This window comes from Enterococcus sp. LX10 (genome assembly GCF_023539285.1).
Classification (GTDB): domain Bacteria; phylum Bacillota; class Bacilli; order Lactobacillales; family Enterococcaceae; genus Enterococcus; species Enterococcus faecalis.
The window spans coordinates 42,323-66,997 of record NZ_CP092784.1; the positions used below are offsets into that span (position 1 = coordinate 42,323).

The 24,675-nt window shown below is 39.8% G+C and carries 21 protein-coding genes, 2 pseudogenes and 1 other annotated feature; of the genes and pseudogenes, 21 read left to right on the forward strand and 2 right to left on the reverse strand.

Annotated features, from left to right (window positions below; all coding sequences use genetic code 11):
* The first annotated feature begins 72 nt into the window (after positions 1-72).
* The 21 genes and pseudogenes from MKZ30_RS00180 to MKZ30_RS00275 all read left to right on the forward strand — a co-directional run bounded on the left by MKZ30_RS00180 (position 73) and on the right by MKZ30_RS00275 (position 23,183).
* Positions 73-558, forward strand: coding sequence for a dCTP deaminase/dUTPase family protein (locus MKZ30_RS00180; RefSeq protein ID WP_002367569.1), 486 nt, complete (start codon positions 73-75; stop codon positions 556-558).
* A gap of 78 nt (positions 559-636) precedes the next feature.
* On the forward strand, positions 637-2,007 hold the full coding sequence (gene radA / locus MKZ30_RS00185) for a DNA repair protein RadA (protein ID WP_002356050.1): 1,371 nt from the start codon (positions 637-639) through the stop codon (positions 2,005-2,007).
* A 100-nt stretch (positions 2,008-2,107) separates the two neighbouring features.
* Positions 2,108-3,253, forward strand: coding sequence for a PIN/TRAM domain-containing protein (locus MKZ30_RS00190; protein WP_002383500.1), 1,146 nt, complete (start codon positions 2,108-2,110; stop codon positions 3,251-3,253).
* 18 nt (positions 3,254-3,271) lie between these two features.
* The gene (gene ispF, locus MKZ30_RS00195; RefSeq protein WP_002367570.1) at positions 3,272-3,745 is read left to right on the forward strand and encodes a 2-C-methyl-D-erythritol 2,4-cyclodiphosphate synthase; all 474 of its coding nucleotides are present in this window, start codon (positions 3,272-3,274) and stop codon (positions 3,743-3,745) included.
* Positions 3,746-3,797: 52 nt separating this feature from the next.
* Positions 3,798-5,255, forward strand: a complete 1,458-nt coding sequence (gene gltX / locus MKZ30_RS00200; protein WP_002389540.1) for a glutamate--tRNA ligase — start codon at positions 3,798-3,800, stop codon at positions 5,253-5,255.
* Positions 5,254-5,460: a binding site (T-box leader), on the forward strand. It overlaps the preceding gene by 2 nt.
* Before the next feature lie 64 nt (positions 5,461-5,524).
* A complete protein-coding gene (gene epsC / locus MKZ30_RS00205; RefSeq protein WP_002356054.1) occupies positions 5,525-6,064 on the forward strand; it encodes a serine O-acetyltransferase EpsC in 540 nt (179 codons plus the stop codon).
* The gene (gene cysS, locus MKZ30_RS00210) at positions 6,057-7,469 is read left to right on the forward strand and encodes a cysteine--tRNA ligase (RefSeq protein ID WP_002370606.1); all 1,413 of its coding nucleotides are present in this window, start codon (positions 6,057-6,059) and stop codon (positions 7,467-7,469) included. Before epsC ends, cysS begins: the two co-directional genes overlap by 8 nt.
* Positions 7,466-7,864, forward strand: coding sequence for a Mini-ribonuclease 3 (locus tag MKZ30_RS00215; protein WP_002356056.1), 399 nt, complete (start codon positions 7,466-7,468; stop codon positions 7,862-7,864). The genes cysS and MKZ30_RS00215 overlap by 4 nt, the downstream gene beginning before the upstream one ends.
* Positions 7,854-8,711: a 23S rRNA (guanosine(2251)-2'-O)-methyltransferase RlmB gene (rlmB, locus tag MKZ30_RS00220; protein WP_033600584.1), complete on the forward strand. Its 858-nt coding sequence runs from the start codon at positions 7,854-7,856 to the stop codon at positions 8,709-8,711. The genes MKZ30_RS00215 and rlmB overlap by 11 nt, the downstream gene beginning before the upstream one ends.
* A 14-nt stretch (positions 8,712-8,725) precedes the next feature.
* Entirely contained in the window at positions 8,726-9,256 is a 531-nt protein-coding gene (locus tag MKZ30_RS00225) for an NYN domain-containing protein (protein WP_002383499.1), read from the forward strand.
* Between the two features lie 85 nt (positions 9,257-9,341).
* A complete protein-coding gene (locus tag MKZ30_RS00230; RefSeq protein ID WP_033600583.1) occupies positions 9,342-9,908 on the forward strand; it encodes a sigma-70 family RNA polymerase sigma factor in 567 nt (188 codons plus the stop codon).
* A gap of 57 nt (positions 9,909-9,965) precedes the next feature.
* Positions 9,966-10,268 carry a Veg family protein gene (locus MKZ30_RS00235; RefSeq protein WP_025189153.1) on the forward strand — a complete coding sequence of 101 codons (303 nt, stop codon included), beginning with the start codon at positions 9,966-9,968 and terminating at the stop codon, positions 10,266-10,268.
* A gap of 180 nt (positions 10,269-10,448) precedes the next feature.
* Entirely contained in the window at positions 10,449-11,300 is an 852-nt protein-coding gene (ispE, locus tag MKZ30_RS00240; RefSeq protein ID WP_002356061.1) for a 4-(cytidine 5'-diphospho)-2-C-methyl-D-erythritol kinase, read from the forward strand.
* Between the two features lie 167 nt (positions 11,301-11,467).
* Entirely contained in the window at positions 11,468-12,421 is a 954-nt protein-coding gene (locus tag MKZ30_RS00245; RefSeq protein ID WP_002383496.1) for a metal ABC transporter substrate-binding protein, read from the forward strand.
* Positions 12,422-12,446: 25 nt separating this feature from the next.
* The gene (locus MKZ30_RS00250) at positions 12,447-13,139 is read left to right on the forward strand and encodes a metal ABC transporter ATP-binding protein (RefSeq protein WP_002356064.1); all 693 of its coding nucleotides are present in this window, start codon (positions 12,447-12,449) and stop codon (positions 13,137-13,139) included.
* A 161-nt stretch (positions 13,140-13,300) separates the two neighbouring features.
* Positions 13,301-14,140, forward strand: coding sequence for a metal ABC transporter permease (locus MKZ30_RS00255; protein WP_002383493.1), 840 nt, complete (start codon positions 13,301-13,303; stop codon positions 14,138-14,140).
* Positions 14,141-14,283: 143 nt separating this feature from the next.
* Complete coding sequence (gene purR / locus MKZ30_RS00260; RefSeq protein WP_033600582.1) at positions 14,284-15,105, forward strand: pur operon repressor; 822 nt, start codon at positions 14,284-14,286, stop codon at positions 15,103-15,105.
* 210 nt (positions 15,106-15,315) lie between these two features.
* On the forward strand, positions 15,316-16,692 hold the full coding sequence (gene glmU / locus MKZ30_RS00265; protein WP_002381338.1) for a bifunctional UDP-N-acetylglucosamine diphosphorylase/glucosamine-1-phosphate N-acetyltransferase GlmU: 1,377 nt from the start codon (positions 15,316-15,318) through the stop codon (positions 16,690-16,692).
* Between the two features lie 398 nt (positions 16,693-17,090).
* Positions 17,091-20,882 (forward strand): annotated as a pseudogene (locus tag MKZ30_RS00270) (5'-nucleotidase C-terminal domain-containing protein); the annotation flags it as partial.
* Positions 20,883-21,149: 267 nt separating this feature from the next.
* A pseudogene (locus tag MKZ30_RS13385) lies at positions 21,150-21,368 on the forward strand (LPXTG cell wall anchor domain-containing protein); the annotation flags it as partial.
* A gap of 135 nt (positions 21,369-21,503) precedes the next feature.
* Positions 21,504-23,183 (forward strand): peptide ABC transporter substrate-binding protein, encoded by a 1,680-nt coding sequence (locus MKZ30_RS00275; RefSeq protein WP_249958773.1) that lies wholly within the window; start codon positions 21,504-21,506, stop codon positions 23,181-23,183.
* A gap of 48 nt (positions 23,184-23,231) precedes the next feature.
* On the opposite strand, the gene MKZ30_RS00280 is transcribed toward MKZ30_RS00275, so the two are convergent.
* Both MKZ30_RS00280 and MKZ30_RS00285 read right to left on the reverse strand, forming a co-directional pair.
* The gene (locus MKZ30_RS00280; protein ID WP_002356070.1) at positions 23,232-23,456 is read right to left on the reverse strand and encodes a DUF896 domain-containing protein; all 225 of its coding nucleotides are present in this window, start codon (positions 23,454-23,456) and stop codon (positions 23,232-23,234) included.
* Positions 23,457-23,470: 14 nt separating this feature from the next.
* Entirely contained in the window at positions 23,471-24,457 is a 987-nt protein-coding gene (locus tag MKZ30_RS00285) for an LLM class flavin-dependent oxidoreductase (RefSeq protein WP_033600579.1), read from the reverse strand.
* Positions 24,458-24,675 lie beyond the last annotated feature (218 nt).

The window sequence follows — 24,675 nt, forward strand, 5'->3', positions numbered from 1 at the left end:
AGAAACTTACTAAAAACAACCAGAGTATCAGAGATTATGGTAAAATAGGAGTAGTTTAGACAGTAGGGGAGAATGAATATGAAACAACGTGGTTTTGAGATTATTTCTAAGTATCAAGAAGAGGGCTTGAGTGTCCCACAACGAGCAACAAAAGGTGCCGCTGGGTATGATTTTCAAGCAGCCGAAACGGTCGTTGTACCAAGTCTTTGGAAGTTACAACAAGCTGGAGAAAATCCCAAACCAATTTTAGTTAAAACAGGAATTAAGGCGTATATGCCTGATTCTGAATATTTAGAATTGGTGAGTCGTTCTTCGAACCCGCTAAAACGGTTCCTACTTTTAGCGAATGGTGTCGGAGTCATTGACAGTGATTATTATAATAACGAGAATAACGAAGGACATATCATGTTCCAATTTTTAAACTTTGGATATGAAGATGTTGTCATTGAAAAAGGTGAACGAATTGGCCAAGGGATTTTTAAACCGTTTTTATTAGCGGATGATGACCAAGTCGATGCAGAAAGAACGGGCGGTTTTGGTTCGTCTGGACAAAAATAAAGCCCATTTTTTCAGTAGGCAACGTTATTCAAACCATTTAATAAATGTTAAAATAAACAACAGATAAGGAGATTCTACATGGCAAAAAAAGCAAAAGTTCAATTTGAATGTCAAAGCTGTGGGTATGTGTCTCCAAAATATCTCGGCCGCTGTCCTAATTGCGGACAATGGAATTCGATGGTGGAAGAGGTTATTCAAGATACTTCTGATCGTCGTGCTAGAGTAAGTTTGACTGGTAAAAAGACACAACCACAACGGCTATCTGAAGTTGTACCTAAAAAAGAGCCGCGTGTAAAAACTGAATTAGTGGAGCTGAATCGGGTTTTAGGTGGTGGCGTTGTTCCAGGTTCATTAGTTTTAATCGGTGGCGATCCCGGAATTGGTAAGTCAACATTGCTCTTACAAGTATCGCAACAATTAGCAGCCACAGGTGGCACGGTTTTATATGTTTCTGGTGAAGAAAGTGCTGAGCAAATTAAATTGCGAGCGGAGCGTCTAGGCACCGTCAACGAGACATTTTACTTATACGCAGAAACAGATATGCACGAAATATCACGAGCCATTGAAAAATTAGAACCAGATTATGTCATTATTGACTCGATTCAAACAATGACGCAGCCAGATGTTACCAGCGTTGCTGGTAGTGTCAGTCAGGTCCGAGAAACAACTGCCGAATTATTGAAACTGGCAAAAACGAATGGAATTGCCATTTTTATTGTCGGACACGTAACGAAGGAAGGGTCTATCGCAGGGCCACGGATGTTGGAACATATGGTAGACACGGTTCTTTATTTTGAAGGAGATAAGCATCACACCTTTAGAATTTTACGGGCTGTCAAAAATCGGTTTGGCTCAACGAATGAGATTGGTATTTTTGAAATGCAGACACATGGATTGGTTGAAGTTATGAATCCTTCTCAGGTCTTTTTAGAAGAACGTTTAGAAGGAGCCACTGGGTCTTCGATTGTGGTAGCAATGGAAGGTTCACGCCCCATTTTGGTGGAAATCCAAGCGTTAGTTACCCCAACGATGTTTGGCAATGCCAAGCGAACGACCACCGGGTTGGACTTTAATCGCGTTTCTTTAATCATGGCGGTTTTAGAAAAACGGGCAGGCCTTTTATTACAAAACCAGGATGCGTATCTAAAAGCGGCTGGTGGAGTCAAAATTAATGAACCAGCTATTGATTTAGCGTTAGCAATCAGTATTGCTTCTAGCTATAAAGAAAAAGGAACCTCATCTTCAGAATGTTTCATTGGTGAGATTGGTTTAACTGGTGAAATCCGCCGCGTGAATAGTATTGAACAACGAGTGCGTGAAGCGCAAAAACTAGGCTTTACAAAAGTCTATGTCCCTAAAAATAACCTTGGTGGCTGGGAAGCGCCTGAAGGGATTGAAATTATTGGCGTTTCAACAATTGGTGAAACGTTAAGAAAAGTTTTTAAATAATGAAAGTAGAAATAATCCGTTTAGGTTGTTGGTGGCGTATGATTTTTATACGCCCCACAACACTAGACGTCTTTATTAAATAAACGAGGAGGATGGCTATATGCAAAAACGAATCATCACGTTGCTGATGATCATTGCTGGTGCAAGTTTAGGAATTTCTCTTTTCCCCATGGCTTGGGAAATGGCTAAGCAAGGCAATAACAGTTGGTTAAACAATAACTTTACGAACGGATTAATCGGTGCAATTATTTTCTTTATTTTATCTTTAGGGTTAGCAAAGTATATTGTTTCCGCTGTCAAAAAAATCGAAGCAGCTTTAAATGAAATGAGTTTAACCTATTTATTATTTGGAAGTATTGGTGCCATCATTGGTTTAACAATTGGCGTCATTATCTCCATTCCAATGTACAACTTACAAATTCCTGTCGTGAATAGTTTACTACCAATTCTAGTTATGATTATTCTGGGTTACTTAGGTTTCCGAATGGGAACAACACGGATTGAGGAATGGAAAAAAGTTTTCACACCTCGCCAAAAGAAAGCAAATACGGAAGACGCCGAAGGACAAATGTTGGAACGTAAAGTGGAAGACAACTTCCATAAATACAAAATTTTAGACACCAGTGTCATCATTGATGGCAGAATCTACGATATCGCGAAAACAGGATTTTTAGAAGGTGTTTTGCTCATCCCTAACTTTGTTTTATATGAATTACAATACATTGCTGATTCTGGAGACAGTTTAAAACGGGTGAGAGGTCGTCGTGGCTTAGATATTTTAAATGCTTTACAAAAAGAAGAAGGTATCTCCGTTGAGATGTATGACGGAGATTTCGAGGATATCTCTGAAGTAGATAGTAAATTAATCAAATTAGCAAAATTATTAGATGGCGTGGTTGTGACCAATGACTACAACTTAAATAAAGTCTCTGAATTTCAAAATGTGCCTGTTTTAAACATTAATGCTTTAGCTAATGCTGTGAAACCAGTGGTGATTCCAGGTGAAACGATGAATGTGATGGTTGTAAAAGCTGGAACAGAGCGTCAACAAGGGGTCGCTTACTTAGATGATGGCACAATGGTTGTGGTTGAAGATGGCCAGCATTACATGAATGAGCAAATCGAAGTGGTCGTTACAAGTGCTTTACAAACCGCAGCTGGGCGTATGATTTTTGCCAAACCGGCGCATGCGGGTCGCGGGATTAATGATCGCAAGGATAACCATCCTAAAAACGATAAAAATTAAGCAAAGTGAGGACTTAGTATGATTCGAATCGGTCAAGGTTTTGATGTTCATCAATTAGTTCCGCAACGACCTTTAATTATTGGTGGGGTTACTCTTCCTTATGAAAAAGGTCTGTTAGGGCACTCAGATGCCGATGTTTTAACACATGCAATTATTGATGCAATCCTTGGTGCCGCTGGTCTGGGTGATATTGGGCAACTGTTTCCCGAAACCGATCCGCAGTTCAAAAATGCGAATTCTGTAAACTTATTAAAAAAAGTAAATGAAAAAGTTGGGCGGTCGGGCTTTACTATTGGCAATATTGATTGTACAATTTTAGCGGAAGAGCCAAAGATGAGCCCATACTTGGCAGAGATGAAAAAGAATCTAGCCGCGAGTTGCCACTTAGCGGTCACACAAGTGAACATTAAGGCAACGACCATGGAAACGATGGGCTTTGTTGGTAAAAAAGAAGGAATCGGCGCAATTGCCGTTGCTTTATTGGAAAAATAACTGAAAACGACGTTAAACCGTCTGTTTTTAAAAAATGGAAAGAGGAATGAACATGACGAAAGTTCGTGTGCGTTACGCACCAAGTCCAACTGGACACTTGCACATTGGGAATGCAAGAACAGCATTATTTAACTACTTATTTGCCCGCCATAATGACGGAGAATTTATCATTCGTATCGAGGATACCGACCAAAAACGGAACATCGAAGACGGCGAGAAAAGTCAGTTGGAAAACTTAGCATGGTTAGGGATGGAATGGGATGAATCACCTGCTCATCCGGGAGAATATGGTCCATATCGTCAATCAGAACGTAAAGAAATTTACCAACCATTGATTGATCAATTATTAAGTAGCAATCGTGCGTATAAGTGTTATTGTACGCCAGAAGAATTAGAAGCAGAACGTGAAGCACAACAAGCTCGTGGGGAAATGCCTCACTACGCAGGCACTTGTGCGAATTTAACACCTTCTGAACAAGCAGCCAAAGAAGCGGCTGGTCTAGAACCAGTGATTCGTTTCCGTGTGCCACGTAACACAGAATACAAATTTGATGACATCGTAAAAGGTGAAATTACTTTTGAGTCAGATAACATTGGTGGCGATTTTGTCATCCAAAAACGTGATGGGATGCCAACGTATAACTTTGCCGTTGCAGTAGATGATCACTTAATGAAAATTTCTCACGTTTTACGTGGCGATGATCATATTGCGAACACACCAAAACAATTAATGATTTACGAAGCGTTTGAATGGACACCACCTGTCTTTGGCCATATGACCTTAATCATTAATTCAGAAACTGGCAAAAAATTGAGCAAACGTGATGAAACAATTTTACAATTTATTGAACAATACCGTGAATTAGGTTACTTACCAGAAGCCATGTTCAACTTTATTGCTTTACTAGGATGGTCTCCTGTTGGCGAAGAAGAAATCTTTTCACAAGAAGACTTGATTAAATTGTTTGATGAACAACGCTTAAGCAAGTCACCAGCGGCCTTTGATGCGAAAAAATTAGAATGGATTAACAATCAATACATGAAACAAATGGACTTAAGTGAACTAACAGATATGTGTCTTCCTTATTTAGTCGCTGACGGTCGTGTTGAAGAAAATCCATCTCCTGAAAAAATCGAATGGTTAAAACAATTAGTTAGCTTGTATCAACCACAAATGAGTTATGCAGCTGAAATTGTGGAACTATCAAACTTGTTCTTTAATGAACATCCAGTTTTAGATGATGCTGCGAAAGAATTCTTGCAAGGAGAAACAGTGCCAACTGTGTTACATGCGTTTAAAGAACAATTAGAAGCCTTGGACGTTTTCGATGTGCCAAGTATTAAAGCAGCGATTAAAGCCGTCCAAAAAGAAACCGGCGTTAAAGGCAAAAACTTGTTTATGCCAATTCGAATTGCTGTTTCTGGACAAATGCATGGTCCTGAATTAGGTGAAACTATCGAATTATTAGGCAAAGAAAAAGCATTAGATCATTTAAATAAAGTGTTATAAAAACACAAAGAATAGAAGAAGTAGACAATCAGATGGATTTCAGAGACGCTGTGGGTGGTGAGAACAGCGAGCATCTTTTGTCGAAATGCATCTATGAGTGGCTTCGGTGAAAAAAGTAACCGAAGACGTCGGCAGGCGTTAACTGTATCGAGGCAAGAGCTAGTTCTTGTGAAGAAAAGTGGAACCACGCATGGGCGTCTTTTAAGCAACGTTTTTTTGTTGCTTAAAAGACGTTTTTTATTTTTGTATAATAGAAAGGAGTTCACCCTATGAGTTGGTTGAAACGTAGCGTCGCAGCTGTTAAAAGAAACGATCCTGCAGCGCGGACTACACTAGAAGTTCTTTTAACGTATCCTGGCTTGCACGCCCTGTTTTGGCATCGCTTGTCTCATTTCTTATATAGGCATCAGTTGTTTTTGTTGGCGAAGATTCATGCACAATTTTGGCGTTTCATAACGGGCGTAGAAATTCATCCCGGAGCCACAATTGGTGCGGGAGTTTTTATCGATCACGGCATGGGCATTGTGATTGGGGAAACCGCGGAAATAGAAGAAGATGTTGTTTTGTTTCACGGAGTGACGTTAGGTGGGACCGGTCGTGATACGGGTAAACGCCATCCAACAGTGAAAAAAGGAGCGATGATTTCGGCACGAGCTCAAATTTTAGGGCCAGTTGTGATTGGTGAACGTTCAAAAATTGGTGCGGGTGCTGTTGTTATTTCAGACATCCCAGCAGATGCCACAGCTGTGGGTGTTCCTGCGAAAGTCGTTCGTCTAAATGGAAGAAAGGTGGAAAAAGGGCATGATTAAAATTTATAATACATTGACCAGAGAAAAAGAAGTATTTACGCCAATTGAGGCGCATAAAGTTCGGATGTATGTCTGCGGACCAACCGTGTATAACTATATCCATATCGGTAATGCGCGCAGTGCGATCGCCTTTGATACGATTCGTCGTTATTTTGAATATCGTGGGTATGAAGTGAATTATGTCTCGAACTTTACAGATGTCGATGATAAAATTATCAAGGCAGCCAAAGAATTGAAAATTACTGCGCCGGAAGTGGCGGAGCGTTTTATCAAAGCCTTTGAAGAAGACACGCAAGCATTGAATGTCCAACCAGCAACGTTACATCCTCGGGTGATGGACCACATGCCTGATATCTTAGCTTTTATCGACGTTTTAATTGAAAAAGGTTTTGCTTATGAGGTCGCAGGTGATGTGTATTATCGCACCCGTAAATTCCCTAATTATGGTAAATTAAGCCATCAATCGATTGATGAATTAGAAGTGGGGGCAAGTCAACGAACTGGCGTTGAACAACAATTAAAAGAAGACCCATTGGATTTTGCTCTTTGGAAAAGTGCCAAAGAAGATGAAATTTCTTGGGATTCTCCTTGGGGGAAAGGACGTCCCGGCTGGCATATTGAATGCTCTGTCATGGCGACAAAACACTTGGGAGAGACGATTGATATTCATGGCGGTGGACAAGATTTAGAATTTCCACATCATGAGAATGAAATTGCACAGAGCGAAGCCAAAACAGGCCATACCTTTGCCAATTACTGGATGCATAACGGCTATGTCACAATTGGTGAAGACGATGAAAAAATGAGTAAATCCCTAGGTAACTTCATTACTGTTCATGAAATGATTCAAAAAGTGGATCCGCAAATTTTACGTTTCTTTATGTCCACCACCCAGTACCGTCGCCCGATTCGTTATAGCGAAAGCACTCTAAAAGAGGCAGCAGCCAATTATCAAAAATTGAAAAATGCGTTTGAAAATTTACGTTTTAGACAAGCAGATGCGGTCGCAAGTTTGCCAGAGGATGAACACTATTTAGCGCAATTAAACGAATTAGAGCAACGTTTTATTACGGAAATGGATGATGATTTCAATGCAGCTAACGGGATTACGGTCGTTTATGAATTAGCGAAGATGATGAATCAGTACAGTGAACAAGCGACAGTTTCGGAACCAGTTCTAGTGGCGATGGATAAGCTTTTCAGTGGCTGGTTAGCTATTTTTGGTTTATTCTTTAAAAACGAAGAATTAGTGGATGCACAAGTCGATGCGTTAATTGAAGAACGGAACCAAGCACGGAAAGACCGTGATTTTGCCCGAAGTGATGAAATCCGCGATTTATTAAAAGAACAAGGCATTGTTTTAGAAGATACTCCGCAAGGAACGAGATGGAGAAGAAGTGAATGAGAGATTACAAACAATTAAACGGTTTAGCTTTGGCCTATGTTGGCGATGCGATTTATGAAATTTACATTCGTGATTATTTAGTTTCCTTAGGACAAACGAAACCGAATGTTTTGCATCGCATGGCGACACACTACGTGTCAGCAAAAGCCCAAGCAAGCTTAATGCAAGCGATGTTAGCGGGAGAAATGCTAACGGAGGAAGAAGAAGTGATGTACAAACGCGGTCGGAATGCTAAAAGTCACACCTTTGCCAAAAATGCTGATGTGACGACCTATCGGGTAGCGACCGGTTTCGAATCCTTGATGGGTTATTTACATTTGACACAACAAAAAGAACGTTTAGAAGAATTAATTAACTGGTGTATCAAGAAAGTAGGTGAAACCAATGAAAAATGAAAAATCTCGTCCTTTTAAAAAAGGTAAGAAACGTCCAGAACGTTCAGACAAGCGTTCAAAAGAACGGAACCCACGACCAGCGACAGCAGGTGCTGATGGAGCCTCAGAAGAGCTAGCAGATAACTTTGTCTTTGGTTTCCATGCCACTGTTGAGGCGTTGCAGCAAGGACGCGGGAATAAATTGTTTTTACAAGAAGATGCTCGTGGCGAGAAAATTGAGCAATTAAAACAAGCAGCGAAAGAACAGGCGGTTCCAGTCAAATGGGTGCCTAAAGCAAAATTAGATACGATGAGTGATCACGGCGTGCATCAAGGCATGGTTTTAGCAATCACAGCGTATCAATATTTAACTTTAGAAGAATTATTGGAACAAACAAAAGAAAAGACAGCAACACCATTTTTCCTAATTTTAGACAGTCTAGAGGACCCACATAACTTTGGCTCAATTTTGCGAACAGCTGATGCGACAGGCGTGGACGGTATTATCATTCCGAAACATCGCGCAGTGGGAATTACACCAACCGTAACCAAAGCGTCAACAGGGGCCGTGGAACATATTCCAGTGGCTCGTGTAACGAATCTAGCGCAAAGTATTGCAACGCTAAAAGAGAATCAATTTTGGATTTTTGGTACAGATATGTCTGGGACGGATTATCGTCGCTGGAATACACAAGGCGCAATTGCCTTAATCATCGGAAATGAAGGTCGTGGCATGAGTCAAGGTCTTCATAAAGAAGTGGATGAATTATTAACGATTCCAATGACTGGACACGTTCAAAGCTTAAACGCTGGTGTGGCTGCAGGCTTGCTAATGTATGAAGTCTATCGTGGCCGCAACCCATTATAGAAGAAGGCGATTGTATGAAAAAACAATTGTTAATCGTTGATGGCTATAACATGATTGGTGCTTGGCCAGAATTGGTCCAGTTGAAAAAGCAAGAGCGTTTAGAGGATGCGCGTGAACTGCTTCTTAGTCGTCTGTCCAATTATGCCAAATATGAAGGGGTGGAAATCATTGTGGTCTTTGATGCCCAATTAGTCCCAGGTATTCAGCAAACGTACAAAAAGTACCTTTTGACCGTGGTTTTCACCAAAGAAGATGAAACAGCAGATAGTTATATTGAACGTCTAGCTGGTGAAAAAAATGATCGTTTAACGCAAGTAACAGTCGCAACGAGTGATTTGGCTGAACAATGGGTGGTCTTTTCACAAGGTGCATTGCGGACTTCGGCCAATGAACTTTACAAAGCTGTCCAGAAAACAGAAAAGACGATTGCCATTCATGCAACAGATATCCATTTCCAGCAATTTCGTCGAAATTCTCCATGGAACGTGGAGCAGTTATCAAAACTTTCTGAGAAGCTAGAAGAATTGTCTCAAAAAAAAGATTAAACAAATGTTCGCTTAAGTCATAAATTTCTAACATGCTATGCTCTCCTAAATCATTCGATACGTTTATCGAAAAGGAGGGCTTTTTATGTTAGAACAGATTCAGCAAGCATTAGCAGGAGACCAAGAACAATTTCAAGCTTTATATGGGCAATATCAGCCAGTGATTTATAAGTGCATGAAAAAATACTATTTAAAAGATTATGATACTGAGGACTGGCTTCAAGAAGGGCGAATTGTCTTCTTTCGGACGTTAGAACGATTTGATTCAGAAAAACAAGCATCATTAGGAAAGTTTTTTAAACGAAATTTTGAAAATCACGTACATAGCTTAATTCGCCATCAATGCGCCTATAAGCGGCGAACAGATACCTTGTCTATTTCTCTGGAACAACGCTTAGAAAGCACTGGTGAAGAGTTAGTGGACTATTTAGGGACAACGGCCACCGACCCATTAGGTCAATTAATGATTCAAGAAAAATTGGCAGCTTTTCCGACACGTCTTTCCTCGTTGGAACAACAAATTTTAAACGCATACTTAAAAGGCTACACGTTAGAAGAAATCGCTAAAGTACGTGGGGGAACTTTTTCAGCTGTCCGAAGTGCCTATGATCGTGCCAAAGCAAAAATGAAATATACATTAGAAAATGAATAAAAATTCGACAAAACAGCCGGTTTGTCGAGCAAAAGTAGTTGCAAACAGACTTCTAGTATGATAAACTTGAAATTTTTTAAAAAAAGTGATATAATATTTCTCGAGGTGAATGCAATGCCAACAACGTTATCGTCAATTAAGAAAGATTTGGAAGGCCGTATCGGCAGTGAAATTATGTTAGTTGCTCAGACTGGAAGAAAGCGCCAAACAGAACGTAAAGGAATCTTAACGGAGACTTATCCATCTGTTTTTGTTGTTGACTTGGATCCAGACGAGAACTCATTTGAACGTGTATCTTATAGCTATTCAGATGTTTTAACACGCACCGTTGAAATCGAATTCATCGGTCAAGCCGTATAATTTAGAAAGTCCGCTTAGGAGTGAAGGAAGAGCCCTTCGTTCCTAAGCTCTTTTTAATTTCAGCCATCTGTCGTCAGAGAAAGAGCAATCTTCGGTGTACTTCTTCATGGACATATGATAGAATCTAAAAGATTAAAATGTTGGTAGACAAAAGATTAAGGAAGGTGAATCAGGGAACCGATGGAAATAATCGAACGAGCTCCTGCGAAAATTAATCTTGGGTTAGATGTTCTGCATAAACGTGTGGATGGCTATCATGAAGTTGAATCTATTTTTGCAAGTGTAGATTTAGCCGATCATTTAACTTTTGAAAATCTAGAAGAAGACATCATTCGTATTGAAACGGACAGCTCTTTTTTACCCGTGGATCGACGGAATCATGTCTATCAAGCAGTTGACTTATTAAAGCGTACCTATAATATTCATAAAGGAATTAAAATATATATTGAAAAACGTATCCCCGTGGCAGCTGGTTTAGCAGGTGGTAGCAGTGACTGTGCCGCAGCATTACGAGGCTTGAACAAGCTGTGGAATCTGGGGTTGACGATGGACGAACTCTGTGAAATTGGTAGCCAAATTGGTATGGATGTTCCTTATTGTTTAAGGGGCGGAACAGCCTTTGCAAACGGACGTGGGGAGAAAATTGAAGCATTACCGACCATGCCTCAATGTTGGATTGTGTTAGTTAAACCAAGAATTAGTGTATCTACTAGTACCGTTTTTAATGATTTAGCGGTAGATGAATTGCACCATCCAGATATTGCTGGACTAAGAATAGCTATTGAAAATGGTGATTATACTGGGATGACCCAGACGGTCGGCAATGCGTTGGAAAGTGTCACGATTGCCAGACATCCAATCGTGCAACAAATCAAGGATCGCATGCTGAAGTACGGCGCTGATGCAGCGTTGATGAGCGGCAGTGGACCGACAGTCTTTGCTTTATGTGAAAAGAAAACACGAGCACAACGGATTTATAATGGACTCAAAGGCTTTTGCGAAGAAGTTTATTTGGTTCGGACATTGAAATAAATAAAAAACAACAGAGCGTGGGACAAAAATCCAAAGTGATTTTTGTCCCACGCTCTGTTGTTTTTTTTAATTTATTCCTTGACGTCCCGTGATCCATTTGGTACATTATTCCTGGCAAATCGTAAATATTACGGTTTATAATAGGTAAATCGAAAAGAGGACAGAACATGACGAAAATCTACCGCCGTTTGATAATCGGCGTTACTTTAGCAATCAGCGCTTTTCTTTTAGCTAGTTGTGGGCAAACCACACAATCGCCAAAAGAGAAGAAAGAGCTCACGGTAATGACTACTTTTTATCCGATGTACGACTTCGCAAAACAAGTCGTTGGTGATGAGGGAGAGGTTGAGCTGTTGATTCCAGCTGGAACGGAACCACACGATTATGAACCAAGCGCAAAAGACTTAGCGAAAATTACTGATGCGGATGTCTTTGTTTATAATAGTAAAGAGCTAGAAACTTGGGTTCCGAATGTTATTGAAAACTTGGACACGAAAAAAGTTTCAATCGTGGAAGCCAGTCAATCCATTCAATTGATGCAAGGAACAGAAGAGGAAGAATCTGGCGAAGAAGGTCATGAAGGCCATAACCATTCTCACGAACTGGATCCGCATGTCTGGTTAGATCCCGTGTTAGCGCAAAAAGAAGTGATAGCGATTCGGGATGCGCTTATCAAAAAATATCCTGAGAAAAAAGCCGTATTTGAAAAAAATACCGCTGCTTATTTGGAAAAATTGACTGCGCTAGATAAGGAATACCAAGCTGCATTTGCAGGCGCTAAAAATCGGACCTTTGTGACGCAACATGCTGCATTTGGCTATTTGGCAAAACAATATGACTTGACCCAAGAACCGATTGCTGGGATTTCTCCAGACCAAGAACCTTCGCCAAGTCGTTTAGCCGAATTAAAAAAATATATTAAAACAAACAATGTTTCTGTGATCTATTTTGAAGCATCGGCTTCTACAAAAGTAGCCAAAACATTGGCAGATGAGACAGGCGTCGAATTAGCCGTATTGAATCCTTTAGAGAGTTTAACTCAAAAAGAACAAGAAGCAGGCGAGAACTATGTGTCTGTCATGAAAGAAAACCTCGCCGCTTTACAAAAAAGCATTCATTAATCTGGCAACAGAAAGGAGCCAACTTATGCATTATATTGAAGTCGAAAATTTAACCTTCTATTATGATGATGAACCTGTTTTAGAAGATGTTTCTTATTATGTTGATCCAGGGGAATTCGTTATTTTAACAGGAGAAAATGGCGCTGCCAAGTCAACGCTGATCAAAAGTACTTTAGGGTTATTAAAACCAACAAGTGGCAAAATTACGGTCGCTAAAAAAAATAGTGCTGGTGAAAAAATCAGCATTGGCTACATTCCACAACAAGTCGCTTCTTTCAATGCGGGCTTTCCTAGCACCGTCATTGAATTAGTACGTTCAGGTCGCTTTCCCAGAAATCGTTGGTTCAAACCGTTGACGAAAAAAGATCATCTTCATGTGGAAAAAGCTTTGAAATCAGTGGACATGTGGGAAATGCGCCACAAACGAATTGGCGAGCTTTCTGGCGGGCAAAAGCAACGAATTAGTTTAGCACGAGTGTTTGCGACTGATCCAGATTTGTTTATTTTAGATGAGCCAACAACAGGTATGGATGAACAATCGCGAAACGAATTTTATCAATTGTTGCAACACAGTGCGCATGAACATGGAAAAGCTATTTTGATGATTACGCATGATCATGAAGATATCAAAACCTATGTAGATCGTCAAATTCGTCTTGTCCGCAAAGAAGATTCGAAATGGCGTTGCTTCCATATGAGTGAAGAATCGTATACGTAAATTTTCCAATAAAACGTTATCTGGCTCGATAATAACGAAAGCCTAGGAACAGCTTAAAGAAATGTTGGAAAAATTTAAAAAATAAGCAGGAATTAAAAAATTAATTCGCTTAAACGTCGCTACAATGGTAGTGTTCATTTTAGCGGTAAGGAGTGAATCGTATGGCAGAAATGCTTTCTTATGCATTTATGCAAAAGGCCTTTTTAGCAGCACTGTTTATCTCAGTGATTGCCCCAATGCTCGGCGTCTTTCTAGTTATTCGCCGACAATCTTTAATGGCAGATACCCTTTCACATGTGTCATTAGCCGGTGTGGCACTAGGCTTCTTTTTTAATTGGAATCCTAATTTAATGACCTTAATTGTCGTGATTGTGGCTGCAATCATTCTAGAATATTTACGAATGATTTATAGCACCTATTCAGAAATTTCGATTGCTATTTTAATGTCAGGCGGTTTGGCTTTGGCGTTAGTTTTAATGAATTTAACAGGAGGCAATTCAGCTGCTAGTATTCAATCGTATTTATTTGGTTCCATCGTCACGATTACGTGGGATCAAGTGGTTATGTTGGCAATTTTATTCGTAGTTTTAGTTCTATTGTTTATGTTATTTAAACGCCCAATGTATGTTTTAACATTTGATGAAGATACTGCTCATGTTGATGGGCTACCTATTCATTGGATGTCGATGCTTTTTAATGTAATTACTGGTGTGGCGATTGCTGTGATGATTCCGATCGCGGGAGCCTTGTTAATTTCAGCAATTATGGTCTTACCAGCTGCGATAGGTATGCGAATTGGTAAAGGCTTCAACACGGTGATTATCATCAGTGTGTTTATGGGCTTGATTGGCATGCTAACAGGGTTGACTAGCTCGTATTATTTGGAAACACCACCGAGTGCAAGCATTACCCTAATTTTTATTGGTTTATTCTTATTAGTCAATATTTATCGCCGAGTGGTTGTCATGGTCCAACGAAAACAAAAAATGCAAAGAAACTAAGGAGAAAAACGAAAGTTTTTCTCCTTTATTTCTTTTTTTTTAAAGAAATGGCGAACTATTTTCAGTTATTTGAAAAAAATCCTCGAATTTTTCGGTTAAACCCCTTATAATAAGGAACGATAGAATGAAAAGGAGTGACGAATTTGAAAATTCGGAGAAGTGAACGATTAATCGATATGACCCAATATCTTTTAGATCATCCCCATACATTGGTTTCTTTGACATATTTTGCTGACCGATACCAATCTGCCAAGTCTTCCATTAGTGAAGATTTAGCAATTGTTAAAAAAACATTTAAAGAACGTGGAACAGGTATTTTAGAAACGATTCCAGGCGCTGCAGGCGGTGTCCGCTTTATCCCTGAAATTCCTTATGAGGAAGCGAAGCAGTTGATTATGGATTTGTGTGATCGTTTGTCAGAACAAGATCGCTTATTACCTGGGGGTTATGTTTATCTTTCAGATTTACTTGGGGAATCGAATTTATTAAGACAAGTGGGCCGGATTATTGCTTCTAAATATTTAGGCAAACAAATTGATGCGGTAATGACCGTTGCGACCAAAGGAGTGCCAATTGCGCAAGCTGTGTCTTATTACTTAAATGTTCCGTTTGTGATTGTTCGTCGCGATTCTAAGATTACTGAAGGTTCAACGGTGAGCGTGAACTATGTATCAGGGTCTTCAGAACGTATCGAAAAAATGGAACTTTCAAAACGCAGCTTAAAACGCGGCTCAAAAGTTTTAGTCGTGGATGACTTCATGAAAGGCGGCGGCACCGTCAATGGTATGAAGAGTATGATTGAAGAATTTGAAGCAGAACTTGTGGGCATTACTGTTTTTGCTGAGTCAAAATTCAATGGCCGTCGTGCAATCGATGACTACACTTCGCTATTATATGTGGAAGATGTTGATACACAAACAAAAACGATTAGCGTAGTCCCAGGAAACTATTTCACAGAGAAATAATTTGAAAAAGAACCTGAAAATGGTCCATTCCATTTTCAGGTTCTTTTTTTCTGTTTTATTCCTTTAAAAAAAGATGAGAAAATAAATTGGTCTACCTTTTAAATGCCTTATTTTGTTGAAAAAGACAAAAGAGTAAGATAAACTAGAAAAGGTATAATGAGGACGATTTAGAAGAAAATCAAACAATTTAGTTAATTTGAGGTGGCAAACGTGGAAAATAGATACGCAATTATTTTAGCAGCTGGTAAAGGAACACGCATGAAATCTAAACTTTATAAAGTATTGCATCCAGTTGCTGGTAAACCAATGGTCGAACATATTTTAGATCAGGTAGAACAAACAGAACCAACAGAAATCGTGACAATCGTTGGACATGGGGCGGAAATGATTAAAAGCCATTTAGGCGAACGTAGTCAATATGCCTTACAAGCTGAACAATTGGGAACTGGGCATGCAGTCATGCAAGCACAAGAGTTATTAGGTGGTAAACAAGGAACAACATTAGTTATTACAGGGGATACGCCGTTATTAACTGCGGAAACCTTGAAAAATTTATTCGATTACCATCAAGGTAAGAATGCAAGTGCGACTATTTTAACAGCGCATGCGGAAGACCCAACAGGCTATGGTCGAATTATTCGTGACCATGTGGGCATTGTTGAACGAATCGTGGAACAAAAAGATGCCAGTGAAGAAGAAGCACGTGTTCAAGAAATTAATACAGGAACCTTCTGTTTTGATAATGAATCATTGTTTGAAGCGTTAGCGAAAACAGATACAAACAATACACAAGGGGAATACTATTTAACAGATATCATTGAAATTTTGAAAAAAGAAGGCAAAGCTGTCGCTGCTTACCAAATGGCAGACTTTGACGAAGCAATGGGTGTAAATGATCGCGTCGCTTTATCCACTGCTAATAAAATTATGCATCGTCGTTTAAATGAAATGCATATGCGAAATGGTGTTACATTTATTGATCCAGATACAACGTATATTGATGAAGGTGTGGTAATTGGTTCAGACACAGTCATTGAAGCGGGAGTCACTATCAAAGGAAAAACAGTGATTGGCGAAGATTGCTTGATTGGCGCACATTCAGAAATCGTTGATAGTCACATCGGCAATCAAGTGGTTGTTAAACAGTCTGTGATTGAAGAAAGTGTGGTTCGCGAGGGGGCCGATGTGGGTCCGTATGCACATTTACGTCCTAAAGCAGATGTGGGGGCAAACGTACACATTGGTAACTTCGTGGAAGTAAAAAATGCAACAATCGATGAAGGAACAAAAGTGGGCCATTTAACATACGTTGGTGATGCAACATTAGGCAAAGATATTAATGTCGGTTGCGGCGTTGTTTTTGTTAATTATGATGGCAAAAATAAACACCAAACAGTCGTGGGTGATCACGCGTTTATTGGCTCTGCAACGAACATTGTTGCGCCAGTCACGATTGGTGATCATGCGGTGACTGCTGCTGGTTCAACTATCACAGAAGATGTCCCTTCAGAAGATTTGGCGATTGCCCGGGCACGTCAAGTGAATAAAGAAGGCTATGCTAAAAAGTTACCTTACATGAAGGATTAACTTCAAATAAAAAAGAACGCTCTTTTGCTTAAGCAAAAGAGCGTTCTTTTTCCTCCTTAAAGACTAGACCAATGCTGTTTATTCGGTATTTTTAGTTATTTTTTTCAAAAAAATAGTTTTTGTTCTGCTTTTCCAATATAAAAAGACTTTCTTTTTTTATAAAGTTCGTGTTTTGGTCAAAATTACTATTTTTTTCACAAACAAATCCGCTGTATTGTCCAAAAATAAAAACAATTTACAGGGAAAACATCTTATTTTAACGGAATTTACTGTTTTTTATTTAACGGATATATTATGATAGGAAAAGAAGAGCAGCGTGATGGGGGAAGGCTCTTTTTGTTGTTTGTTACTTTGACAATTGTTTGTTGCAAATGGGTTGAAACACAAGGAGGAAATTTGTGAAAAAGTTGAGCTTTAAAAAAGTGAAGTGGGGCATGCATTTTTTAATGGCTGTTGCGTTGATAGCGCCAAGCGTTACTAGTACGGCATATGCAGTAGAAACAACGAGTCAACAAAGTTCAGAAGCAGTAACAAGTACCACCGATTCAAGTAGAAAACAAGAACCAGTCATTACACAGGAAACAACAGACATCAAACAAGAAGCACCAAATCAGGCTACGAGTGACAGTGTCAAGCAGTCACAAGAAACCACAGCACCAACAGAGACGACGAATTTAGAAACGTCAACCGCTGAAAAAGAAGAAACGAGCACGCCGCAAAAAATAACAATTTTAGGTACGTCAGATGTTCATGGTCAATTATGGAATTGGTCTTATGAAGATGATAAAGAACTACCAGTTGGTTTGTCCCAAGTAAGTACAGTCGTCAACCAAGTCCGGGCACAAAACCCAGCAGGCACCGTTTTAATTGATAATGGCGACAATATTCAAGGCACTATTTTAACAGATGACTTGTATAATAAAGCGCCTTTAGTGAATGAAAAGACCCATCCAATGATTACCGCCATGAATGTGATGAAGTATGATGCAATGGTTTTGGGGAATCATGAGTTTAATTTTGGTTTACCGTTAATCAAAAAAATTCAACAAGAAGCCACTTTTCCAATCTTGTCTGCGAATACCTACAATAAGGAAGATGGTCTTCGTTTTGTTGAAGGGACTACCACGAAGGAACTTGATTTTAATCAAGATGGGCAGCCAGATTTAAAAGTTGGGATTATCGGCTTAACAATTCCGCACATTCCTTTGTGGGATGGCCCTCGTGTTACTTCGCTTAATTTTTTACCTTTGAAAGAAGAAGCAGAAAAAGCAGTTACTGAGTTGAAAGCTAACGATCAGGCTGACATTATTGTTGCCTCGATTCATGCGGGACAACAAAATAGTGATCCGGCTGCCAGCGCCGACCAAGTAATTGAAAATGTCGCGGGGATTGATGCGTATATTCTGGGTCATGACCACCTTTCTTTTACCAAGCAAGGAGCAGCGCCGAATGGAAAAACTGTACCGGTAGGGGGACCGAAAGATACGGGGACAGAGGTTGTCAAAATTGATCTTTCAGTTGCTAAAAATGCCGATAAGTGGGAAGTGCAAGAAGGTACAGCAACGATTGTACCAACAACGAATGTTCCAGCAGATGAAGCAGTTAAGGCAGCGACAAAAGAATACCATGAGCAAACGCGAGCGTTTATTCAGGAGGAGATCGGCACAGCAACAGCTGATTTTTTACCAAAACAAGAAATTAAAGGAATTCCCGAAGCACAATTACAACCAACAGCGATGATTTCTTTAATTAATAACGTTCAAAAAGAAGTGACAGGTGCACAATTAAGTGCGGCAGCGCTGTTTAAATACGACAGTAAATTACCTGCGGGGAAGATTTCCTATGCCACGATTTTTGATATCTACAAATACCCGAATACCTTAGTGAGTGTTCCCATTAACGGTGAAAACTTACTGAAGTATTTAGAAAAACAAGGGGCGTACTATAACCAAACACAGCCAGATGATTTGACCATTAGTTTTAATCCAAACATTCGTGTATATAACTATGACATGATTTCTGGAGTGGACTACAAGATTGACATTTCAAAACCAGTGGGTGAACGAATTGTAGATGCGAAAATTGACGGCCAACCGTTGGATCCTGCCAAAGAATATACGATTGCTATGAATAATTATCGTTACGGCGGTTTAGCTAGCCAAGGGATTCAAGTAGGGGAACCTATTAAAAATTCTGATCCAGAAACCTTACGAGGAATGATTGTTGATTATATTAAGAAAAAAGGAACGCTTGATCCAGAACAAGAAATCGAACGAAATTGGTCAATTATTGGGACAAATTTTGATGAAAAATGGCGTACCAAAGCAATCGAATTAGTGAATGACAGCACTCTTCAAATTCCGACTTCTCCTGATGGACGTACACCAAACGCCGCCGCTATTACGAAACAAGATGTCCGTAATGCGGGCTTTGATTTAGATAATGCATATACCGTTATGCATACAAATGACGTTCATGGACGACTAGAAGCAGGGAAAGGCGAATTAGGTATGGCGCGTCTAAAAACTTTTAAAGACCAAGAAAACCCAACCTTGATGGTGGATGCAGGGGATGTTTTCCAAGGATTACCAATCTCCAATTTCTCCAAAGGCGCGGATATGGCCAAAGCCATGAATGAAGTTGGTTATGATGCCATGGCGGTGGGAAATCACGAGTTTGATTTTGGTTTAGAGATTGCACTAGGTTATAAAGACCAACTGAATTTTCCGATTTTATCTAGTAATACGTATTACAGAGATGGCAGTGGACGGGTTTTTGATCCGTATACAATCGTAGAAAAAGCCGGGAAAAAGTTTGCCATTGTAGGTGTGACGACCCCAGAAACAGCAACGAAAACACACCCGAAAAACGTGGAGAAGGTGACATTTAAAGACCCGATTCCAGAAGTAGAAGCGGTGATTAATGAAATTAAAGAGAAGTACGCGGATATTCAAGCTTTCGTGGTTACTGGGCATTTAGGCGTAGATGAAACGACGCCGCATATCTGGCGTGGTGATACGCTAGCAGAAACCCTTAGTCAAACATATCCTGAGTTAGATATTAATGTGATTGATGGACATTCGCATACAGCCGTCGAAAGTGGCAAACGTTATGGCAAAGTGATCTATGCTCAAACAGGTAATTATTTAAATAATGTTGGAATTGTCACAGCATCAGAGAATGAACCAACTAAGAAAACAGCAAAATTGATTCCAGCAGAAGAGTTGCTAGGATTGCCAGAAAACCCGGCAGTTAAAGCCATCGTTGATGAAGCACGAACGAATTTTAACGCTGAAAATGAAAAAGTAATTGTCGATTATATTCCATTCACATTGGATGGACAACGAGAAAATGTGCGCACACGAGAGACCAACTTAGGGAATTTGATTGGTGATGCGATTATGTCATATGGCCAAGACGCGTTTAGCCAACCTGCTGATTTTGCAGTAACTAATGGTGGCGGCATTCGCGCTGATATTAAACAAGGACCGATTAAAGTTGGGGATGTCATTGCTGTGTTACCTTTTGGCAATAGCATTGCGCAAATTCAAGTAACCGGTGCTCAAGTTAAAGAAATGTTTGAAATGTCTGTTCGTTCGATTCCACAAAAAGATGAGAATGGCACAATTTTACTAGATGATGCTGGCCAACCAAAACTTGGCGCAAATGGTGGTTTCCTACATGTTTCAAGCTCCATTCGTATCCACTATGATTCCACAAAACCAGGTACTCGCTTGGCTAGTGACGAAGGCAATGAAACAGGACAAACGATTGTCGGTAGTCGCGTATTAGGAATAGAAATTAAAAATCGGCAAACACAAAAGTTTGAACCATTGGATGAGAAGAAACAATACCGGATGGCTACCAATGATTTCTTAGCTGCTGGTGGTGATGGTTACGATATGCTAGGTGGTGAACGAGAAGAAGGGATTTCACTAGATGCTGTCTTAATTGAATACTTGAAAAGTGCAACCAGCTTGCGGTTGTATCGTGCAGCAACGACGATTGATTTAGCACAATATAAAGAACCATTCCCAGGCGAACGAATTGTTTCTATTTCGGAAGAAGCTTACAAAGAGTTAATCGGTGGAGGAGAGACGCCAAAACCAGATCCAAAACCAGATCCAAAACCAGATCCAAAACCAGATCCAAAACCAGATCCAAAACCAGATCCAAAACCAGATCCAAAACCAGATCCAAAACCAGATCCAAAACCAGATCCAAAACCAGATCCAAAACCAGATCCAAAACCAGATCCAAAACCAGATCCAAAACCAGATCCAAAACCAGATCCAAAACCAGATCCAAAACCAGATCCAAAACCAGATCCAAAACCAGATCCAAAACCAGATCCAAAACCAGATCCAAAACCAGATCCAAAACCAGATCCAAAACCAGATCCGAAACCAGATCCAAAACCAGATCCGAAACCAGATCCAAAACCAGATCCAAAATCAGACCCGAAACCAACACCAGAAACACCAGTAGCAACCAATAAACAAAACAAAGCGGGAGCAAGACAGAGCAATCCATCCGTAACAGAGAAGAAAAAGTATGGCGGCTTTTTACCTAAAACGGGTACAGAAACAGAAACGCTTGCATTATATGGTTTACTGTTCGTTGGACTTTCTTCTTCTGGCTGGTATATTTATAAACGATGTAACAAAGCTAGTTAGTCATTTTTTAAGAACCGTCCTTCGGGATTGGTTCTTTTTTTATTTTAATGCTTGCCATTTGTTTTTAATTTTAGTATTATAAGAATATTCCAAAAATTAAAAAATGAAGAGTTTTTTCTGTGAAGGGAGAAAGGCATGAAAAGTAAACGTATAAAAGGACTTATCGGGTTAAGTTTAACAACGCTATTAGTTTTAGCTGCTTGTGGTGGTGATGGGGGAGCTGGCGCCGAAAAAGCAAAGGGCGGATCAGAGAAAACTGCCGCTAAACAAGAATTTAAAGTAGTGGTTCAACAAGAAATGCCTTCTGCAGATTTATCTTTAGGAACAGATACAATTAGTTTTACGGCACTGAATAATGCGTATGAAGGAATTTATCGTTTAGATGATAAAAGCAAGCCGCAACCAGCAGGAGCTAAAGAAAAAGTGCAAGTCAGTGATGATGGTCTGACGTACACAGTGAAACTAAGAGAAGAAGCAAAATGGTCCAATGGTGATCCTGTCACAGCTGCCGATTATGTTTTTAGTTGGCAACGTACAGCAGATCCTCAGACTGGCGCTGAGTATGCTTATTTTCTAGAAATGATTGAAAACGGCGCAGATATTGTAGCTGGTAAGAAACCAGTCTCTGAATTAGGCATTAAAGCAAACGGAGATTACGAGCTAGAAATTAAACTGGCAAAACCAACACCATATTTTGATTATTTACTGGCCTTTCCACTATTTTTCCCGCAACATCAAGCAACCGTAGAGAAATATGGCAAAGATTACGCTGCTTCCAGTGAAAAAGCAGTCTATAATGGTCCGTTTGTCTTAGCTAACTTTGAAGGGGCTGGCTCAGATACCAATTGGACTTTGGAAAAAAATGAAAACTATTGGGATAAAGACAATGTCAAATTAGATAAAATCAATTTTGATGTTGTCAAGGAGGCGCCAACTGCCTTGAACTTATTCCAAGATGGTCAAGCAGACGATGTTATTTTAAGTGGCGAATTGGCCCAGCAAATGGCGAAGGATCCAGAATTGGTTATCGAAAAAGAAGCACGAACCAGCTATTTGGAATTTAATCAGCGAGATAAAAATTCACCGTATAATAATGTGAATTTACGCAAAGCAATTTCAGCAGCGATTGATCGCAACGCATTAGTAGATAAAATTTTAGGCGACGGTTCAGTAGTCGCTACCGGCTTAATTCCAGAAGGGATGTCGTATTCGCCGACAGATGACAAAGATTTTGCTGATGAAAATAAAAAAATTGTTGAATATAGCCCAGAAAAAGCAAAAGAATATTGGGCAAAAGCTAAGAAAGAATTGGGCATAACAACACTCAAAATGGATATTGTTGCCGATGATGTCGATTCTACGAAAAAGTTAGCGGAATATATTCAAGGTACGTTAAAGGATACTTTAGAGGGCATTGATGTAACAGTGAGCCCAGTGCCGTTTTCAGTTCGAATTGATCGAGGCAGTCGCGGCGATTTTGAGACAATCTTAGGTGGTTGGGCTGCGGATTACGCAGATCCAAGTAGTTTCTTAGACCTTTTTGTTACTGGTAATAACTATAATCGCGGGCGTTTTTCAAGTAAAGCCTACGATGAGTTGATCGAGACTTCAGCCACAAGAGATGCTTCAGATCCTGAAAAACGTTGGGAAGACATGGTTAAGGCTGAGAAGTTATTGATTGGTGAAGAGACCGCTTTAGCCCCACTTTATCAAAAGGCGACTGCCCATCTACGCAGTAAAGAAGTAAAAGGTGTCGTTGCCCATGGTGCTGGTGCACAATATGATTATAAGTGGACATATGTAACAGAAGAGTAGTTAAAAAAGAGACACAGAACAAGTCAAATCGACTGTTCTGTGTCTCTTTTAATCAAAATATTTCTGCTGTTCTTCTTTTAATTTTTCTGGGGTTACATCTTCACCAGTAGGATCATAAATAGTGACGCCCATTAATGTTTTATTGAATTGTTCACGAATGGTTCGCAAATATTCTTGTCGCAAATCGACACGAAGAGCTTGTTCTTCAGATGTTAAACCTTGTTCACGCTCTTTTTGTGCAAGCGTATTAATTCTTTTTAAAACCTCTAACATTTCTCATTTCCTTTCTATAATAATTCTTTTGCTAGGCGTTCAAACGATTGAAAGCGCGTTTGTTTGTCATAACCTGGGGTGATTAGCATTGCTTCTGTCAACCCTAGTTCTTCTTGTTGGTGGAAAAACTCCGCAACTTCTTGGCTACTACCAATGACAAAGCGTTGTTTATTCTGTTCTAAAACCAGTTTGTCCATTTCACTGTAAGGGAAAGCTAGGGCTTCTTCTGGCGATAAAAATTTATTAGGAAGCCCATGTTCGGTGGCAAAGATATAATGCTCGAAACTAGCCGCATGGTATTCTGCTTCTTCTTTCGTGTCGGCGGCAAAAGTGAAATACGCAGCGCTCACTTGAGGCTCTTGTTGTTCAGTTACTGGTCGGAAATGCTTGTAATATGCTGACAATACTTCTTTGGGCAAATGTCCATGAATAAACTGTGCAAAGGAAAAATTAATGCCATATTCACCAGCTGAACGTGCGCTTTCTTTACTAGCACCTAGTAACCAAGGTTGTGGTAATAGAACTTCCCGCGGAACAGCTGAAATTTTAGAATATAAATGATCTTCAGGAAATTCCTCTTTTAAAAAGAGTAAAATTTCAGGTAATTTATCAAATTGGTCTAGTTGTGGTGGCTGACCATTATTTAACGCCAACGTAGTTAAAGGGCTACCACCAGGCGAACGGCCCATGCCTAAATCGATTCGATCAGGATATAAAGCTGCTAACGTTTTAAACGTTTCTGCGACTTTAAATGGCGCATAATGCATGGTCATGATGCCACCCGCGCCAACACGAATTTTTTCGGTGGCGCTAGCAATATGTGCAACTAAAATTTCTGGCGTTGCACTGGCAAAGGCATCTGAACCGTGATGTTCGGCATACCAAATTCTTGTGTAACCAAGTTTTTCCGCTAATTGAGCGAGTTCTTTGGCTTCTTGTAATGTGTCGCTTGCTGATTGATTTTTAGGAACCGTTAATTGATCTAAGATACTTAATTTCATGTATGTAGTCTCCTTTTTGGTTGTTTTTTTGAAGCTACCGCTATTATTACGCAAACATGTCAAAAAAAATAGTACGCACTTTTTAATTCCCTAGTGAGCGAAAAGTAACAAATAGATGTAGCAAAGGTCGATGATAAAAAATTCTCCGCTATGGCTTTTTGATGCTTTGTGTTAAAATGGAACATATGTACGCAATCAGCAATTGGAAAGGTGACAAC

Coding starts and splice junctions, on each gene's coding strand:
- MKZ30_RS00275 (WP_249958773.1), top strand. CDS start 21,504: ATGAAAAGTAAACGTATAAAAGGACTTATCGGGTTAAGTTTAACAACG.
- MKZ30_RS00255 (WP_002383493.1), top strand. CDS start 13,301: ATGGCAGAAATGCTTTCTTATGCATTTATGCAAAAGGCCTTTTTAGCA.
- MKZ30_RS00280 (WP_002356070.1), bottom strand. CDS start 23,456: ATGTTAGAGGTTTTAAAAAGAATTAATACGCTTGCACAAAAAGAGCGT.
- radA (WP_002356050.1), top strand. CDS start 637: ATGGCAAAAAAAGCAAAAGTTCAATTTGAATGTCAAAGCTGTGGGTAT.
- MKZ30_RS00230 (WP_033600583.1), top strand. CDS start 9,342: ATGTTAGAACAGATTCAGCAAGCATTAGCAGGAGACCAAGAACAATTT.
- rlmB (WP_033600584.1), top strand. CDS start 7,854: ATGAAAAATGAAAAATCTCGTCCTTTTAAAAAAGGTAAGAAACGTCCA.
- MKZ30_RS00285 (WP_033600579.1), bottom strand. CDS start 24,457: ATGAAATTAAGTATCTTAGATCAATTAACGGTTCCTAAAAATCAATCA.
- ispE (WP_002356061.1), top strand. CDS start 10,449: ATGGAAATAATCGAACGAGCTCCTGCGAAAATTAATCTTGGGTTAGAT.
- MKZ30_RS00245 (WP_002383496.1), top strand. CDS start 11,468: ATGACGAAAATCTACCGCCGTTTGATAATCGGCGTTACTTTAGCAATC.
- MKZ30_RS00225 (WP_002383499.1), top strand. CDS start 8,726: ATGAAAAAACAATTGTTAATCGTTGATGGCTATAACATGATTGGTGCT.
- MKZ30_RS00235 (WP_025189153.1), top strand. CDS start 9,966: ATGATAAACTTGAAATTTTTTAAAAAAAGTGATATAATATTTCTCGAG.
- gltX (WP_002389540.1), top strand. CDS start 3,798: ATGACGAAAGTTCGTGTGCGTTACGCACCAAGTCCAACTGGACACTTG.
- cysS (WP_002370606.1), top strand. CDS start 6,057: ATGATTAAAATTTATAATACATTGACCAGAGAAAAAGAAGTATTTACG.
- ispF (WP_002367570.1), top strand. CDS start 3,272: ATGATTCGAATCGGTCAAGGTTTTGATGTTCATCAATTAGTTCCGCAA.
- epsC (WP_002356054.1), top strand. CDS start 5,525: ATGAGTTGGTTGAAACGTAGCGTCGCAGCTGTTAAAAGAAACGATCCT.
- MKZ30_RS00190 (WP_002383500.1), top strand. CDS start 2,108: ATGCAAAAACGAATCATCACGTTGCTGATGATCATTGCTGGTGCAAGT.
- MKZ30_RS00180 (WP_002367569.1), top strand. CDS start 73: ATGAATATGAAACAACGTGGTTTTGAGATTATTTCTAAGTATCAAGAA.
- MKZ30_RS00250 (WP_002356064.1), top strand. CDS start 12,447: ATGCATTATATTGAAGTCGAAAATTTAACCTTCTATTATGATGATGAA.
- MKZ30_RS00215 (WP_002356056.1), top strand. CDS start 7,466: ATGAGAGATTACAAACAATTAAACGGTTTAGCTTTGGCCTATGTTGGC.